The 14073-nt window shown below is 69.2% G+C and carries 16 protein-coding genes and 5 tRNA genes; 16 read left to right on the top strand and 5 right to left on the bottom strand.

What is annotated here, in order from left to right:
* Window positions 1-71: 71 nt before the first annotated feature.
* From AB5J56_RS14060 to AB5J56_RS14025, 8 genes are all read left to right on the top strand, one after another.
* Window positions 72-848: a fumarylacetoacetate hydrolase family protein gene (locus AB5J56_RS14060; protein WP_369233043.1), complete on the top strand. Its 777-nt coding sequence runs from the start codon at window positions 72-74 to the stop codon at window positions 846-848.
* The gene (gltX, locus tag AB5J56_RS14055) at window positions 841-2316 is read left to right on the top strand and encodes a glutamate--tRNA ligase (RefSeq protein WP_369233042.1); all 1476 of its coding nucleotides are present in this window, start codon (window positions 841-843) and stop codon (window positions 2314-2316) included. The genes AB5J56_RS14060 and gltX overlap by 8 nt, the downstream gene beginning before the upstream one ends.
* A gap of 131 nt (window positions 2317-2447) precedes the next feature.
* Window positions 2448-3179, top strand: coding sequence for an HAD family hydrolase (locus tag AB5J56_RS14050; protein WP_369233041.1), 732 nt, complete (start codon window positions 2448-2450; stop codon window positions 3177-3179).
* A 92-nt stretch (window positions 3180-3271) separates the two neighbouring features.
* Window positions 3272-3343: transfer RNA gene (locus AB5J56_RS14045), tRNA-Gln, on the top strand.
* A gap of 42 nt (window positions 3344-3385) precedes the next feature.
* A tRNA-Glu gene (locus AB5J56_RS14040) sits at window positions 3386-3458 on the top strand.
* A gap of 62 nt (window positions 3459-3520) precedes the next feature.
* A tRNA-Glu gene (locus AB5J56_RS14035) sits at window positions 3521-3593 on the top strand.
* A gap of 21 nt (window positions 3594-3614) precedes the next feature.
* Window positions 3615-3686, top strand: a tRNA-Gln gene (locus AB5J56_RS14030).
* 28 nt (window positions 3687-3714) lie between these two features.
* Window positions 3715-3787 (top strand) — tRNA-Glu (locus AB5J56_RS14025).
* 55 nt (window positions 3788-3842) lie between these two features.
* Here the strand turns inward: AB5J56_RS14025 and AB5J56_RS14020 are convergent.
* Window positions 3843-4487, bottom strand: coding sequence for a MerR family transcriptional regulator (locus AB5J56_RS14020; RefSeq protein WP_369233040.1), 645 nt, complete (start codon window positions 4485-4487; stop codon window positions 3843-3845).
* Between the two features lie 81 nt (window positions 4488-4568).
* Here AB5J56_RS14020 and AB5J56_RS14015 point away from each other — a divergent pair, with 81 nt between their 5' ends.
* Window positions 4569-5108, top strand: coding sequence for a DUF4188 domain-containing protein (locus tag AB5J56_RS14015; protein WP_369233039.1), 540 nt, complete (start codon window positions 4569-4571; stop codon window positions 5106-5108).
* 83 nt (window positions 5109-5191) lie between these two features.
* Here the strand turns inward: AB5J56_RS14015 and ndgR are convergent, their stop codons facing one another.
* Window positions 5192-5908, bottom strand: a complete 717-nt coding sequence (gene ndgR, locus AB5J56_RS14010) for an IclR family transcriptional regulator NdgR (protein WP_028806673.1) — start codon at window positions 5906-5908, stop codon at window positions 5192-5194.
* A gap of 190 nt (window positions 5909-6098) precedes the next feature.
* Between ndgR and leuC the strand changes: the two genes are divergently transcribed.
* The 4 genes from leuC (at window position 6099) to AB5J56_RS13990 (ending at window position 9401) form a co-directional block, all read left to right on the top strand.
* The gene (gene leuC / locus AB5J56_RS14005; protein WP_369233038.1) at window positions 6099-7523 is read left to right on the top strand and encodes a 3-isopropylmalate dehydratase large subunit; all 1425 of its coding nucleotides are present in this window, start codon (window positions 6099-6101) and stop codon (window positions 7521-7523) included.
* Window positions 7524-7529: 6 nt separating this feature from the next.
* Window positions 7530-8123 carry a 3-isopropylmalate dehydratase small subunit gene (gene leuD, locus AB5J56_RS14000; RefSeq protein WP_369233037.1) on the top strand — a complete coding sequence of 198 codons (594 nt, stop codon included), beginning with the start codon at window positions 7530-7532 and terminating at the stop codon, window positions 8121-8123.
* A 255-nt stretch (window positions 8124-8378) separates the two neighbouring features.
* Complete coding sequence (locus AB5J56_RS13995; RefSeq protein ID WP_369233036.1) at window positions 8379-8609, top strand: hypothetical protein; 231 nt, start codon at window positions 8379-8381, stop codon at window positions 8607-8609.
* A gap of 138 nt (window positions 8610-8747) precedes the next feature.
* On the top strand, window positions 8748-9401 hold the full coding sequence (locus tag AB5J56_RS13990) for an HU family DNA-binding protein (RefSeq protein WP_369233035.1): 654 nt from the start codon (window positions 8748-8750) through the stop codon (window positions 9399-9401).
* A gap of 64 nt (window positions 9402-9465) precedes the next feature.
* Here the strand turns inward: AB5J56_RS13990 and AB5J56_RS13985 are convergent, their stop codons facing one another.
* On the bottom strand, window positions 9466-9669 hold the full coding sequence (locus tag AB5J56_RS13985) for a hypothetical protein (protein ID WP_369233034.1): 204 nt from the start codon (window positions 9667-9669) through the stop codon (window positions 9466-9468).
* Between the two features lie 9 nt (window positions 9670-9678).
* Window positions 9679-10317 carry a 2-phospho-L-lactate guanylyltransferase gene (cofC, locus tag AB5J56_RS13980; RefSeq protein WP_369233033.1) on the bottom strand — a complete coding sequence of 213 codons (639 nt, stop codon included), beginning with the start codon at window positions 10315-10317 and terminating at the stop codon, window positions 9679-9681.
* Window positions 10318-10461: 144 nt separating this feature from the next.
* Here cofC and AB5J56_RS13975 point away from each other — a divergent pair, with 144 nt between their 5' ends.
* The 3 genes from AB5J56_RS13975 (at window position 10462) to AB5J56_RS13965 (ending at window position 13525) form a co-directional block, all read left to right on the top strand.
* On the top strand, window positions 10462-11232 hold the full coding sequence (locus tag AB5J56_RS13975; protein ID WP_369233032.1) for a lysophospholipid acyltransferase family protein: 771 nt from the start codon (window positions 10462-10464) through the stop codon (window positions 11230-11232).
* Window positions 11229-12239, top strand: a complete 1011-nt coding sequence (locus tag AB5J56_RS13970; protein WP_369233031.1) for an NAD(P)H-dependent glycerol-3-phosphate dehydrogenase — start codon at window positions 11229-11231, stop codon at window positions 12237-12239. Before AB5J56_RS13975 ends, AB5J56_RS13970 begins: the two co-directional genes overlap by 4 nt.
* Window positions 12240-12367: 128 nt before the next feature.
* A complete protein-coding gene (locus AB5J56_RS13965; protein ID WP_369233030.1) occupies window positions 12368-13525 on the top strand; it encodes a D-alanine--D-alanine ligase family protein in 1158 nt (385 codons plus the stop codon).
* A 16-nt stretch (window positions 13526-13541) separates the two neighbouring features.
* Here AB5J56_RS13965 and AB5J56_RS13960 read toward each other — a convergent pair whose 3' ends face one another.
* Entirely contained in the window at window positions 13542-14063 is a 522-nt protein-coding gene (locus tag AB5J56_RS13960; RefSeq protein ID WP_369233029.1) for a DUF3515 domain-containing protein, read from the bottom strand.
* Window positions 14064-14073: the final 10 nt, after the last annotated feature.

Raw genomic sequence — 14073 nt, 5'->3', positions numbered from 1 at the left:
GCCTGCCCCTTTGCCGCGTTAGCCTGGAGCGTCAGACTCCAGCCGGCTCAGTAGAGGGGCGCAACGAACCCGTGCGCATCGCCAGATTCTCCATCGACGGCAACGTCGCCTTCGGCGCGGTCGAGGGCGACAAGCCGGACGAGCTCGTCCTCGACATCATCAAGGGCATCCCGTTCGCGGACTTCGAGCTCTCCGGTACGAAGGTCCCCCTGAGCAAGGTGCGCCTGCTGCCGCCGGTGCTCCCGAACAAGGTCGTGGCCTTCGGCCGCAACTACGCGGAGCACGCGAAGGAACTCGGCAACGAGGTGCCCGACGCCCCGTTCGCCTTCTTCAAGCCGTCGACCTCCGTGATCGGCCCCGGCGACGCGATCCAGTACCCGTCCTTCACCAGTGACCTCCACCACGAGGCCGAGCTGGCCGTCGTCATCGGCCGCATGTGCCGCGAGGTCCCGCGCGAGCGCGTCAAGGACGTCATCCTCGGCTACACCTGCGCCAACGACATCACCGCGCGCGACGTCCAGAAGCGCGAGAAGCAGTGGGCCAGGGCCAAGGGCTTCGACACCTCCTGCCCGCTCGGCCCCTGGGTGGAGACGGACCTCGACCCGAGCGACCTCACCATCCAGCTCACGGTCAACGGCCAACAGCGCCAGCTGGGTCGTACGAGCGAGATGATCCACTCCATCGAGGATCTGATCGTGAACATCAGCGAGGCCATGACGCTGCTCCCCGGAGACGTCATCCTCACGGGCACCCCGGCTGGGGTCGGCCCCCTCAACGTCGGCGACGAGGTCGCCGTCACCATCGAAGGCATCGGCACTCTCACCAACAAGGTGATCAAGCGTGGCTAACGCGAACGTCCGCGTACGTTTCTGTCCCTCCCCGACCGGCAACCCCCACGTGGGCCTGGTCCGCACCGCCCTGTTCAACTGGGCGTTCGCCCGGCACAACGAAGGCACCCTGGTCTTCCGCATCGAGGACACCGACGCGGCCCGCGACTCCGAGGAGTCGTACAACCAGCTGCTCGACTCGATGCGCTGGCTGGGCTTCGACTGGGACGAGGGGCCCGAGATCGGCGGCCCGCACGCGCCGTACCGTCAGTCGCAGCGCATGGACATCTACCAGGACGTCGCCGACAAGCTCCTCGCCGCCGGCCACGCCTACCGCTGCTACTGCTCCACCGTGGAGCTCGACACCCGCCGCGACGCCGCCCGCGCCGCCGGCAAGCCCTCCGGCTACGACGGCCACTGCCGCGAGCTGAGCGCCGAGCAGGTGGAGGCGTACAAGGCCGAGGGCCGGACGCCCATCGTCCGCTTCCGCATGCCCGACGAGGCGATCACCTTCACGGACCTGGTCCGCGGTGAGATCACGTACCTCCCGGAGAACGTGCCGGACTACGGGATCGTACGAGCCAACGGGGCGCCCCTCTACACGCTCGTGAACCCCGTCGACGACGCCCTGATGGAGATCACCCACGTCCTGCGCGGCGAGGACCTGCTCTCCTCCACCCCCCGCCAGATCGCCCTCTACAAGGCGCTGATCGAGCTGGGCATCGCCAAGGAGACCCCGGCCTTCGGCCACCTCCCCTACGTGATGGGCGAGGGCAACAAGAAGCTGTCGAAGCGCGACCCCCAGTCGTCGCTGAACCTCTACCGCGAGCGCGGCTTCCTCCCCGAGGGCCTGCTCAACTACCTCTCCCTGCTCGGCTGGTCGCTCGCGGCGGACCGCGACATCTTCTCGATCGAGGAGATGGTCGCCGCCTTCGACGTCGCGGACGTGAACCCCAACCCGGCCCGCTTCGACCTGAAGAAGTGCGAGGCGATCAACGCCGACCACATCCGGCTGCTCGACGTGAAGGACTTCACCCAGCGCTGCGCCCCGTGGCTGAAGGCCCCCTTCGCGCCCTGGGCGCCGGAGGACTTCGACGAGGCGAAGTGGCAGGCCGTCGCCCCGCACGCGCAGACCCGCCTCAAGGTCCTCTCCGAGATCACGGACAACGTCGACTTCCTGTTCCTCGCGGAGCCGGTCTTCGACGAGGCGCACTGGACCAAGGCCATGAAGGACGGCTCGGACGCGCTGCTGGCCACCGCCCGCGAGAAGCTCGACGCGGCCGACTGGGCCTCCCCGGAGTCCCTGAAGGAGGCCGTCCTGGCCGCCGGCGAGGCCCACGGCCTCAAGCTCGGCAAGGCCCAGGCCCCGGTCCGCGTCGCCGTCACCGGCCGCACGGTGGGCCTCCCGCTCTTCGAGTCCCTGGAGATCCTGGGCAAGGAGAAGACCCTGGCCCGCATCGACGCGGCGCTGGCGAAGCTCGCGGCGTAGCCGGTACGTCCAGGCAGTTCCGTACGCCTACGAAGGGGCGGCACCCGGTCCGGGTGCCGCCTTTTCGTCGTACCCGCGGGACAACCGCCAACCGGCAGACGCGCTCCCCGGCACCGCGTTACCGTCGGATCATGAGCATCGAGGCCGTGGTCTGGGACGTCGACGACACCCTCTTCGACTACACCTCCGCGGACCGCGCCGGCATGCGGGAGCATCTGGCGGCCGAGGGGCTGCTCGACGGGTACGTCGGTGTGGAGCAGGCCCTTGCCCGGTGGCGGGAGGTCACCGATCAGCAGTGGGCGCGGTACGCGGCGGGGGAGGCCTCCTTCGAGGGGCAGCGGCGGGACCGGGTCCGGGTCTTCCTGGGCGAGGAGCTCACCGACGCGGAGGCCGACGACTGGTTCCACCGTTACCGCGCCCACTACGAGCGGGCCTGGGCGCTCTTCCCGGACGTGCTGCCCGCCCTCGACCTGCTCGCCGCCAGCCACCGCCACGGGGTGCTGTCCAACTCCAGCATCCACGTGCAGGAGTACAAGCTCCGCGCCCTAGGCGTGCGCGAGCGCTTCGAGATGGTCCTGTGCGCCGCCGAGCTCGGTGTGTCCAAGCCCGACGCCCAGGCCTTCCGCGCCGCCTGCGACGCCCTGGAGCTGCCCGCGCACCAGGTTGCGTACGTGGGCGACCATCCGGAGATCGACGGGCGGGGAGCCGCCGACGCCGGACTGCTGTCGATCTGGATCGATCGGGGCGGCGCGTACGCCGCCGTCGAGGCTCCGGTCGGCCCGTATCGGATCGTCTCGCTGGCCGAACTCCCCGCGCTGCTCGGCGCGGATACCCGTTTTGGAGCCCCGTCCACCTTCAGGTAATGTTCTTCCTGCGCCGCCGGAGAGCGGGCCGAAAGGCCGGAGAACCGGAGGCGCAAGCTAGAACAAGATCCCCATCGGGGGTTGAGTTCCAGTGGCCTATGGTGTAATTGGCAGCACGACGGTTTCTGGTTCCGTTAGTCTAGGTTCGAGTCCTGGTAGGCCAGCTCGCAGAGCTTATCTGCACCGCGGAGATCAAAATCCGCAAAGCCCCCGTTGTGTAGCGGCCTAGCACGCTGCCCTCTCACGGCAGTAGCGCCGGTTCGAATCCGGTCGGGGGTACAGATCCTTCCCAGGGAGACAGTCCGGGTCGCACCCGCTGACTCTCATGCAGGATCGCTAGGGCCCCCGTTGTGTAGCGGCCTAGCACGCTGCCCTCTCACGGCAGTAGCGCCGGTTCGAATCCGGTCGGGGGTACGCAGTTGGTTTAAATCACCATGGGCTATGGTGTAATTGGCAACACTACGGTTTCTGGTACCGTCATTCTAGGTTCGAGTCCTGGTAGCCCAGCTCCGATCTGCGGAAACGCAAGATCTAGGCCCCCGTTGTGTAGCGGCCTAGCACGCCGCCCTCTCAAGGCGGTAGCGCCGGTTCGAATCCGGTCGGGGGTACGCGATATGAAGGCCCTCCACTTCGGTGGGGGGCCTTCGTCGTGCCCGGCGCCGGCTACTCGAAGCCGTACCGCCGCGCCGACTCCTCCTCCTGGGCCAGCCGGTGCAGCGCCTGCAGTGCCGGCTCGTTGAGGATCGCCCCCAGGATCGCGAACTCGATCTGCTCCGCCTCCGACGGGTACCTCTCCAGGTTGTCCATGTCGAGGACGGCTGTCCGGTACATCAACTCGGCGTACGGCAGGAGCAGTTCGGCTCCGAAGGTGTAGCCGAGCCTGCGGAGCGCGGCCACCACCACCACCAGCGAGCGGTATGCGGGAGAGATGGTCGAGAGCCGCTTGGCGTTCTCCCAGCCGAGCTGGTCCAGGAGCACGGCGACCTCCCGGTGTGCGGCCTGGACGTACTCGTCCTCGTTCTCCGGCTCCGGCACCTGCGGCAGCGCCCACATCGCCGCGCCGAGGCGGATCGTGCGGGGCAGGGAGTCGTCGTCGACGTGCCCGAGCACCTCGCGCACCTTCGCCACCGGCACCCGGCCCACCTGGATCATCGCCCGCACCAGCCGCAGCCGGCGCAGGTGTTCCTCGTCGTACTCGGCCGTCGTGGCGTTGATCTGGCGGCCGGGCGGCAACAGCCCTTCGCGCAGGTAGTACTTGATCGTCGCGGTGGGCACACCACTGTGCTCGCTGAGCTCCGCCAGCCGCATGTCTTGCGCCTTCCGTTGGGCAGTGCCACTATCTAAGCATCGCCAGAAGGATAGTGGCGCTATCTGACGAGGGGGACCGTCATGTTCTCGAAACCGGTGTCGGGCCATACGACCGCGGCGGCCGAGGGTGATGTGGTGGTCCTGCTCATCGGCATGCGCATCAATCACTTCTGGGCGGTGCACCAGTGGCTGCCGGTCGCACTGTCGATGTTTCGCATGCTTGGGGAGCTTGCGCGGGACCGCGACCGGGGGCTGCTGGGGCACGTGATGCTGACGGCCTCGCCGCGTACGTACTACGTCGTCCAGTACTGGGAGACCAAGGAGAAGCTGTACGCCTACGCGACCTCGCCGGACATGTTCCATCACAAGGCCTGGGCGGTCTTCAATCGCGTGCACCGCAAGGGCAAGGCGCGCGGACATGTGGGCCTGTGGCACGAGACGTACGTCGCACCCGAGGGCTCGTACGAGTCGATCTACTTCGACATGCCGGCGTTCGGCCTGGCCGGGGCGCATGGTCAGGTGCCGATCGAGCGGCGGGGCAGGTACGCGAAGGACCGGTTCGCGCACCGCTCCTCCGGAGCGGGGGCGACGGCAACGGCCGAGGTGGCCGAGAAGACCTGATGACCAGGGAGGACGGGGGAACGGGGGAGGGCCTGCCGCGGCGTTGAGGCAGGCCCTCCTTCGTGTCTGTCGTACCCCGAAGGTCAGCCCGTGCGGCGCAGGGCCTCGGAGAGGCGGCCGGCGGCGTCGATGACCGCCTGGGCGTGCATACGGCCCGGGTGGCGGGTCAGGCGCTCGATCGGTCCGGAGACCGAGACAGCGGCGACCACACGGTTGGAGGGGCCGCGCACGGGCGCGGAGACGGACGCGACGCCCGGCTCGCGCTCGCCGATCGACTGGGCCCAGCCTCGGCGCCGTACGCCCGACAGGGCCGTCGCCGTGAAGCGGGCGCCCTGCAGACCCCGGTGCAGACGCTCCGGCTCCTCCCAGGCCATCAGGATCTGGGCAGAGGAGCCGGCCTTCATCGTGAGAGTGGAACCGACCGGGACGGTGTCCCGAAGGCCCGACAGGCGCTCGGCCGCGGCGACGCAGATGCGCATGTCGCCCTGGCGGCGATAGAGCTGGGCGCTCTCGCCCGTGATGTCGCGCAGATGCGTGAGCACCGGGCCCGCCGTCGCGAGGAGACGGTCCTCACCGGCGGCCGCGGCCAGCTCGGCGAGGCGGGGGCCGAGAATGAAACGGCCCTGCATGTCGCGCGCCACCATGCGGTGGTGTTCAAGTGCCACGGCGAGACGATGTGCCGTGGGTCGTGCCAGCCCGGTCGCCGCGACCAGACCCGCGAGGGTGGCCGGACCGGACTCCAGAGCGCTCAGGACAAGGGCTGCCTTGTCCAGAACGCCGACGCCGCTACTGTTGTCCATGCAACGATACTCGCGTCTCACTCTGTGAAACGCAAGTTCAATTTCTCGTGGAACGCGCCACCCTGGTTACTACAGCGGCCCGCGGACCAAACGGGCCCGGCGGCGGATGCCCGGTACGAGGGGTACGGACGTTGCCGCACCGAAATCTCTAGTTGGGCCGGCGCCACACAGGCCGGTCGGAGGGAAAGCGATGGGTAGGACACTCGCGGAGAAGGTCTGGGACGACCATGTCGTCCGGCGCGCCGAGGGCGAGCCCGACCTCCTCTTCATCGATCTCCATCTCCTGCACGAGGTGACCAGCCCGCAGGCCTTCGACGGCCTCCGCCAGGCCGGCCGGCCCGTGCGCCGTCTCGACCTCACCATCGCGACCGAGGATCACAACACCCCGACCCTCGACATCGACAAGCCCATCGCGGACCCGGTCTCCCGTGTCCAGCTGGAGACACTGCGCAAGAACGCCGCCGAGTTCGGTGTGCGCCTGCACTCCCTCGGTGACGTCGAGCAGGGTGTCGTCCACGTCGTGGGACCGCAGCTGGGCCTGACCCAGCCGGGCACCACGGTCGTGTGCGGTGACTCCCACACCTCCACGCACGGCGCCTTCGGCGCTCTGGCGTTCGGCATCGGCACCTCGCAGGTCGAGCACGTGCTGGCCACCCAGACGCTGCCGCTGGCCCGCCCCAAGACCATGGCCATCACCATCGACGGCGAACTGCCCGAGGCTGTCACCGCCAAGGACCTGATCCTCGCCATCATCGCGAAGATCGGCACCGGCGGCGGCCAGGGTTACATCCTGGAATATCGCGGCTCGGCCATTGAGAAACTCTCGATGGAAGCCCGCATGACCATCTGCAACATGTCGATCGAGGCAGGCGCCCGGGCCGGAATGATCGCCCCGGACGAGACCACCTTCGCCTACCTCAAGGGCCGCGCCCACGCTCCCGAGGGTGCGGACTGGGACGCCGCGGTGGAGTACTGGAAGACGCTGCGGACGGACGAGGACGCGGTCTTCGACGCCGAGGTCTTCATCGACGCCGCCTCGCTGTCACCGTTCGTCACCTGGGGCACCAACCCCGGTCAGGGCGCGCCGCTTTCGGCGTCGGTCCCCGATCCTGCTTCGTACGAAGACGCTTCGGAGCGCCACGCCGCCGAAAAGGCCCTGGAATACATGGGGTTGACCGCCGGACAGCCGCTGCGCGACATCAAGGTCGACACCGTCTTCGTAGGTTCGTGCACCAACGGCCGTATCGAGGACCTGCGTGCCGCCGCCGAGCTCGTGAAGGGCCGCAAAGTCGCCGACGGTGTACGGATGCTGGTGGTCCCCGGCTCCGCGCGCGTGGGTCTGCAGGCCGTCTCCGAGGGCCTGGACGTCGTCTTCAAGGAGGCCGGCGCCGAATGGCGGCACGCGGGCTGCTCGATGTGTCTGGGCATGAACCCCGACCAGCTGGCTCCCGGTGAGCGCTCCGCGTCCACCTCCAACCGCAACTTCGAGGGCAGGCAGGGCAAGGGCGGTCGTACGCACCTGGTCTCGCCGCAGGTCGCCGCCGCGACGGCGGTCCTGGGCCACCTGGCGTCCCCCGCCGACCTGTCCGACGCCCCCGCGCCCGCTGGAGTCTGAGAAGTCATGGAAGCATTCACCACGCACACCGGCCGGGCCGTCCCGCTGCGCCGCAGCAACGTCGACACCGACCAGATCATCCCCGCCCACTGGCTCAAGAAGGTGACGCGGGACGGGTTCGAGGACGGGCTCTTCGAGGCCTGGCGCAAGGACTCCTCCTTCGTCCTCAACCAGCCCGAGCGCAAGGGCGCCACGGTCCTGGTGGCCGGTCCCGACTTCGGTACGGGCTCCTCGCGCGAGCACGCCGTCTGGGCGCTGCAGAACTACGGCTTCAAGGCCGTCATCTCCTCCCGCTTCGCCGACATCTTCCGTGGCAACTCGCTGAAGAACGGCCTGCTCACAGTGGTTCTGGAGCAGAAGATCGTGGACGCGCTCCAGGATCTCGCCGAGAACGACCCGCAGGCCGAGATCACCGTCGACCTGGAGGCCCGCGAGGTGCGCGCCGAGGGCATCACCGCCGCCTTCGAGCTCGACGAGAACGCCCGGTGGCGGCTGCTGAACGGGCTGGACGACATCTCCATCACCCTGCAGAACGAGGGCGACATCGCCGCGTACGAGGCCAAGCGCCCCTCGTACAAGCCGAAGACGCTCCCCGTCTGACGCAAGACTGGTTTCGGCCACCTGCAACACCCCTCTGTACCCCCAATCGTGGACGGTTGGGGGTACAGCTGTGTCTGCCTCCACGGGGCCGCCGAGGGTTGCCGCGAGAGGCGCCAACTCCCCTAGTTACAAAGGTGGTTGCTGGGGTACGCGCTCCTTGGTGCAGCCTCTGTCCGAGGCGCTCGGGAACCCCTCCGGGGACGGCAGTTACCCCCTGCGCAGGCGACAACTCGCCCCAGATGGCACAATCTGTGCATGGAACACGACGGCCAACTCGAGCTCTATACGGCAGTCGCGGCCCAACTCAAGGAAGCGCACACAAGAGTGCGCGCACTGCAAGTCCCGGAGGGCGTACGGATGGCGCTGACCCGGAAGCTGCTGGTCATTACGGCCGTGGCCAAGCACGATCTCGCCGATGCGACAAGGCGTCTGGAGCGCTTCACCACCGACCTCGACGAGGGTCGAATCCTCGAAGAGGACCGCTGAAGAACTCCACGACTGTCCGAGTCCGTTGCGGCACAAGGGTGATTAGCCCGTTTCGTGTTTGATTTGCGGTATATATCTGCCTAACGTGCGAAAAAGCTTGAACGCATTCGTTCGGGCAATGTCTCCGAAGGGGAAGACGTGAACAAGGCGCAGCTCGTAGAAGCGATTGCCGACAAGGTCGGCGGGCGTCAGCAGGCCGCCGACGCGGTCGACGCAGTACTGGACGCGATCGTCCGTGCAGTCGTCGGCGGGGACCGGGTCTCGGTCACCGGCTTCGGTTCCTTCGAGAAGGTCGACCGTCCGGCTCGTTACGCCCGCAACCCGCAGACCGGGGAGCGTGTCCGGGTCAAGAAGACCTCCGTGCCGCGCTTCCGCGCGGGCCAGGGGTTCAAGGACCTGGTGAGCGGCTCGAAGAAGCTCCCGAAGAACGACGTCGCGGTCAAGAAGGCCCCGAAGGGCAGCCTGACCGGCGGTGCTTCGGCGACGGTCAAGAAGGCCGCGGCCAAGAAGGCCACGACCGCCAGGAAGGCGACGGCGAAGAAGGCCACGACCGCCGCCGCGAAGAAGACCACGGCGAAGAAGGCCCCCGCCAAGAAGACCACGGCGACGGCGAAGAAGACGACCGCCAAGAAGACCACGGCGGCCGCCAAGAAGACCGCGGCGAAGAAGACCACCGCCAAGAAGGCGACGGCCAAGAAGGCCCCGGCGAAGAAGGCGACGGCCAAGAAGGCCCCCGCCAAGAAGTCGCCGGCGCGAAAGACCACAGCCAAGAAGGCCACCGCCCGCAAGTAACCGGGGCGCAGGGGCACTCACGCGCCGGGCCGGGCTCCCACGGGGAGCCCGGCCCGCGGCGTGTTCAGAACGTCTGCAGGGTGATCAGCGTGATCCGGCGGGCCGCGCCGTCGCCCTCCGTCTCGATGCGCACCCGCTGTCCCGGACGCAGCAGCCTCAGTCCGCCCGCGTCGAACGCCGGGCCGTCGAAGGGCACCGGGGTGCCGTCGTCGAGCAGCACCTGGCCGCTGCGGGTCTCGGGGTCGTACGTGTACGCGGTCGCCTGCATGGCGGAAGCCTACTGTCCGAGGCTCAGCAGCCTCGCGGCCACCACGGCCGTACGCGGCCCCACGCCCAGCGCCAGCGCCGCCCGCAGATCGTCGCCGGTGTCCACGTCCTGGCGTACGGAATCCACCGCGTCCAGCGCGAGTTCCGCGGCCCCCGACGCACGATGGCGGGCGCGGGAATCCGTACCGAAAGCCGGGAGCAATTCCCAGGCCGGGCCGGCGGCCAGCAGAGTGGTGCCGATTGCGGCCGCATCGGAGAGAAAAGCGCGGGGGAATTCTGCGGCCGCGTCGAGTACCCGGGCCAATTCCAGGGGGCGCAGCGCGGGCAGATCGGCGTTGAGAGCGGCCACCGCGCTTTCCGGTCTTCGGGAGCGTACGGCCGAGGCTCCGTGCGCGAGGGCGGCGTTGAGGCCGCCGGCCGGCTCGTCCGGGACGATCCGGGCGCCCAGCAGGGACAGCTCGCGCCCGGCGAGCGTGTCGCCCGTGACGACTGCCACATCGCGGACCGCGGGGCAGGCCAGCGCGGCCGCCACCGTGTCCTGGGCGAAGGCCAGGGCGAGCCCGGGGCGCAGTCCGTCGGCGGCGGTGTCCGACAGCCTGCTCTTCGCCCGCGCCAGGGGTTTCAGGGGTATGACCAAGGTCCACTGCACGAGCGCTCCGTCCCTCCCTTGTCGCGCCCATTGTGACCTGGACGCAATGGCAGCCGTGTCCTCGGGGCGTACGGTGTTCTCGACAGACCGGCGGCCTGGGGCGACACTTGTGCGGCCCCCCAGGCCCTAGAGGAAGGTGTCCGCGTGCCCCGCCGGAGAATCGGCTTCTGGTACCGCTTCGCAGCGGTCCTCTGCAAACCACCGCTGGTGGTTCTGATCAAGCGGGACTGGCGCGGAATGGAGAACATTCCAGCCGAGGGCGGATTTATCACCGCGGTGAACCACAATTCCCATGTGGACCCCCTCGCGTACGCGCACTATCAGTACAACACCGGACGGGTTCCGCGATTCCTGGCCAAGGCCGGGCTTTTCCGGAAGGGATTCGTCGGCGCCGCGATGCGCGGCACCGGACAGATCCCCGTGTACCGCGAGAGCACGGACGCGCTGAGCGCCTTCCGCGCCGCGATCGAGGCGGTGGAGCGCGGCGAGTGCGTCGCCTTCTATCCCGAGGGCACCCTCACCCGCGACCCCGACGGCTGGCCGATGACCGGCAAGACCGGCGCCGCGCGGGTGGCCCTGCAGACCAAGTGCCCGGTGATTCCCGTCGCCCAGTGGGGCGCCAACGAACTGCTGCCGCCGTACGCCAAGAAGCCCAACCTCCTTCCGCGCAAGACCCACCGCGTGCTCGCCGGCCCGCCGGTGGACCTGACGCGGTTCTACGACAAGGAGATGAGCCCGGACGTGCTGAAGGAGGCGACGGAGGTCATCATGGCCGCCGTCACCGCCCAGCTGGAGACGATCCGCGGCGAGAAGGCACCCGAGCGGCCCTACGACCCGCGCCAGGTGCGGATCGAGCAGCGCCGCAGAGCCGCGGCGCTGGAGAAAGCACAGCAGGAAGAGGGGCAGGGGAAGTGAGCAAGCCGGTCAAGGCGGCCGTCTTCGGGACCGGATCGTGGGGCACGGCCTTCGGCATGGTGCTCGCCGACGCGGGGTGCGACGTCACGCTGTGGGGGCGCCGCGCCGAACTCGCGGAAGCGGTCAACTCCTCGCGGACGAACCCGGACTACCTGCCGGGCGTCGAACTCCCGGAGAACCTGCGGGCCACCACCGACGCCGCCGAGGCCGCGCGCGACGCCGACTTCACCGTGCTCGCCGTGCCCTCCCAGACGCTGCGCGGCAACCTCGCCGAGTGGACGCCGCTGCTCGCGCCGGACACCGTCCTGGTGTCGCTGATGAAGGGCGTCGAACTCGGCTCCGCGATGCGGATGAGCGAGGTCATCGAGGACGTCGCGAAGGTCGGCGCGGACCGCGTCGCGGTCGTCACCGGGCCCAACCTCGCCCGCGAGATCGCCGCCCGGATGCCCGCCGCCGCCGTGGTCGCGTGCAGCTCGGAGCCGGTCGCCCAGCGCCTCCAGGCCGCCTGTCACACGCCGTACTTCCGCCCGTACACCAACACCGACGTGGTGGGCTGTGAACTCGGCGGCGCGGTGAAGAACGTCATCGGCCTCGCCGTCGGCATCGCGGACGGCATGGGCCTCGGCGACAACGCCAAGGGTTCCCTCATCACGCGCGGTCTCGCCGAGACCACCCGGCTCGGCCTCGCCATGGGCGCCGACCCGCTGACGTTCTCCGGGCTCGCGGGCCTCGGTGACCTGGTGGCCACCTGCTCCTCGCCGCTGTCGCGCAACCACACCTTCGGCACCAACCTCGGCAAGGGCATGACCCTCCAGGAGACCATCGCGGTCACCAGGCAGACCGCCGAGGGCGTCAAGTCCTGTGAGTCCGTGCTGGATCTGGCGCGCAGGCACGGCGTCGACATGCCCATCACGGAGACGGTCGTCGGCATCGTGCACGAGGGCAAGCCTCCGGTGGTCGCCCTCAAGGAGCTGATGTCGCGCAGCGCCAAGCCGGAACGGCACTGAACGACCCAGGTGTTACGACACGGACGGCGCTCTCGTTACGACGCTGAGCGACCGTCCGCGCGACGCTCGGCGACAGCGGGAGCGGGGCGCTGACTCACCGCCGTACCAACGGGTACTCTCAACCCGATATGAGCACCGAGAACCTCCCCCAGAGCCCCGAACAGCCACCTCGCAAGCCGCGTGTGGCTGTCGTCTTCGGCGGCCGCAGCTCCGAACACGGGATCTCCGTGGTCACGGCCGGCGCCGTCCTGCGCGCCATCGACCGGACGAAGTACGACGTGCTGCCGATCGGCATCACGCGGGACGGCCGATGGGCGCTCACCTCCGACGACCCGGAGCGGATGGCGATCACCGACCGCCGTACGCCCACCGTCGAGGAGCTCACCGAGTCGGCCGAGGGCGGCGTGATCCTCCCCGTCGACCCGGCCAACCGCGAAGTCGTCTACAGCGAGCCCGGATCGGTCCCCAAGGCGCTGGGCGAGGTCGACGTCGTCTTCCCCGTGCTGCACGGCCCGTACGGCGAGGACGGCACCCTCCAGGGCCTCCTGGAGCTGTCCGGGGTGCCGTATGTCGGCGCCGGTGTGCTCGCCTCGGCCGTCGGCCAGGACAAGGAGTACATGAAGCGGGTGTTCACCTCCTTCGGGCTCAAGGTCGGCCCGTACGTGGTGATCCGTCCGCGCGAGTGGGAGCGCGACGAGTCCGCCGCCCGCAAGAAGATCATCGAGTTCGCCGGCGAGCACGGCTGGCCGCTCTTCGTGAAGCCCGCGCGCGCGGGCTCCTCGATCGGCATCACGAAGGTCGACGACCTCGGCGGCCTCGACGAGGCGATCTCCGAGGCCCAGCGGCACGACCCGAAGATCATCGTGGAGGCCGCGCTGCGCGGCCGCGAGATCGAGTGCGGTGTCCTCGAGTTCGAGGACGGGCCGCGCGCCTCGGTGCCGGCCGAGATCCCGCCGCCGGACACGCACGCGTACTACGACTTCGAGGCCAAGTACATCGACTCGACGCCCGGCATCGTGCCGGCCCCGCTGACGGCCGACGAGACCGCCGAGGTCCAGCGGCTCGCGGTGGACGCCTTCGAGGCCGCGTCGTGCGAGGGCCTGGTGCGCGCGGACTTCTTCCTCACCGAGGACGGGGAGTTCGTGATCAACGAGATCAACACCATGCCGGGCTTCACGCCGATCTCCATGTACCCGCAGATGTGGCAGGCCAGCGGTATCGCCTACCCGGAGCTGGTGGACCGTCTGGTGCAGGCGGCGCTGCACCGTTCCACGGGGCTGCGCTGACCCGAACGTGAGTGCTTCAGGAGGCGATCCCCTTGGGGATCGCCTTCTTCACGGCCGGGGCCAGGTCGACGAGGGCGCCGGAGCTGTCCCCGCGCTCGGCCAGCTTCTTGGGCAGGGTCACCTCTACGTAGGCCTCGCGCAGCGTCGTAGTGAAGCGGTACGAACCGTCGCCCTGCTTCTCCATCAACCAGCCCACGCCGTTCACTCCGCCGCCGACGGCGTCCGGGTCACCGCCCTCGGCCACCTTCGGATCGACCATCTTGGGCGGCCGGGCGACACCGCAGCGCAGTATGATCGCCGGGCTTCCCCAGCCCGCCGTGAGTGCGGACCGGGGCTCGGGATCCTCCCGGTCGAGACCGTCCACCTTCCGCGGCAGCGCCTTGTCCAGGTTCTGACACAGCTTGGTGACCTTCGTGCCCGGACTGGGAACCGCGGCCGCGGCCTCGTCGTCTGCTGAGGAGCAGCCCGTGGCGACGATCAACAGTGCGAGCGCGGGCAGCCCGAGAACAGTGCGGTGCCGGGGACGGAAGAAGTTCACCGGCCAAGGG

This window comes from Streptomyces sp. R21, assembly GCF_041051975.1.
Classification (GTDB): Bacteria; Actinomycetota; Actinomycetes; order Streptomycetales; family Streptomycetaceae; genus Streptomyces.
The sequence above is the reverse complement of the archived record's forward strand: the minus strand, read 5'-3'. Positions and strand labels throughout refer to the sequence as shown.

Coding starts and splice junctions, on each gene's coding strand:
- AB5J56_RS13965 (WP_369233030.1), top strand. CDS start 12,368: ATGAGCACCGAGAACCTCCCCCAGAGCCCCGAACAGCCACCTCGCAAG.
- leuC (WP_369233038.1), top strand. CDS start 6,099: ATGGGTAGGACACTCGCGGAGAAGGTCTGGGACGACCATGTCGTCCGG.
- AB5J56_RS13995 (WP_369233036.1), top strand. CDS start 8,379: ATGGAACACGACGGCCAACTCGAGCTCTATACGGCAGTCGCGGCCCAA.
- AB5J56_RS14020 (WP_369233040.1), bottom strand. CDS start 4,487: ATGCGGCTGGCGGAGCTCAGCGAGCACAGTGGTGTGCCCACCGCGACG.
- AB5J56_RS14050 (WP_369233041.1), top strand. CDS start 2,448: ATGAGCATCGAGGCCGTGGTCTGGGACGTCGACGACACCCTCTTCGAC.
- AB5J56_RS13985 (WP_369233034.1), bottom strand. CDS start 9,669: ATGCAGGCGACCGCGTACACGTACGACCCCGAGACCCGCAGCGGCCAG.
- AB5J56_RS14015 (WP_369233039.1), top strand. CDS start 4,569: ATGTTCTCGAAACCGGTGTCGGGCCATACGACCGCGGCGGCCGAGGGT.
- leuD (WP_369233037.1), top strand. CDS start 7,530: ATGGAAGCATTCACCACGCACACCGGCCGGGCCGTCCCGCTGCGCCGC.
- ndgR (WP_028806673.1), bottom strand. CDS start 5,908: ATGGACAACAGTAGCGGCGTCGGCGTTCTGGACAAGGCAGCCCTTGTC.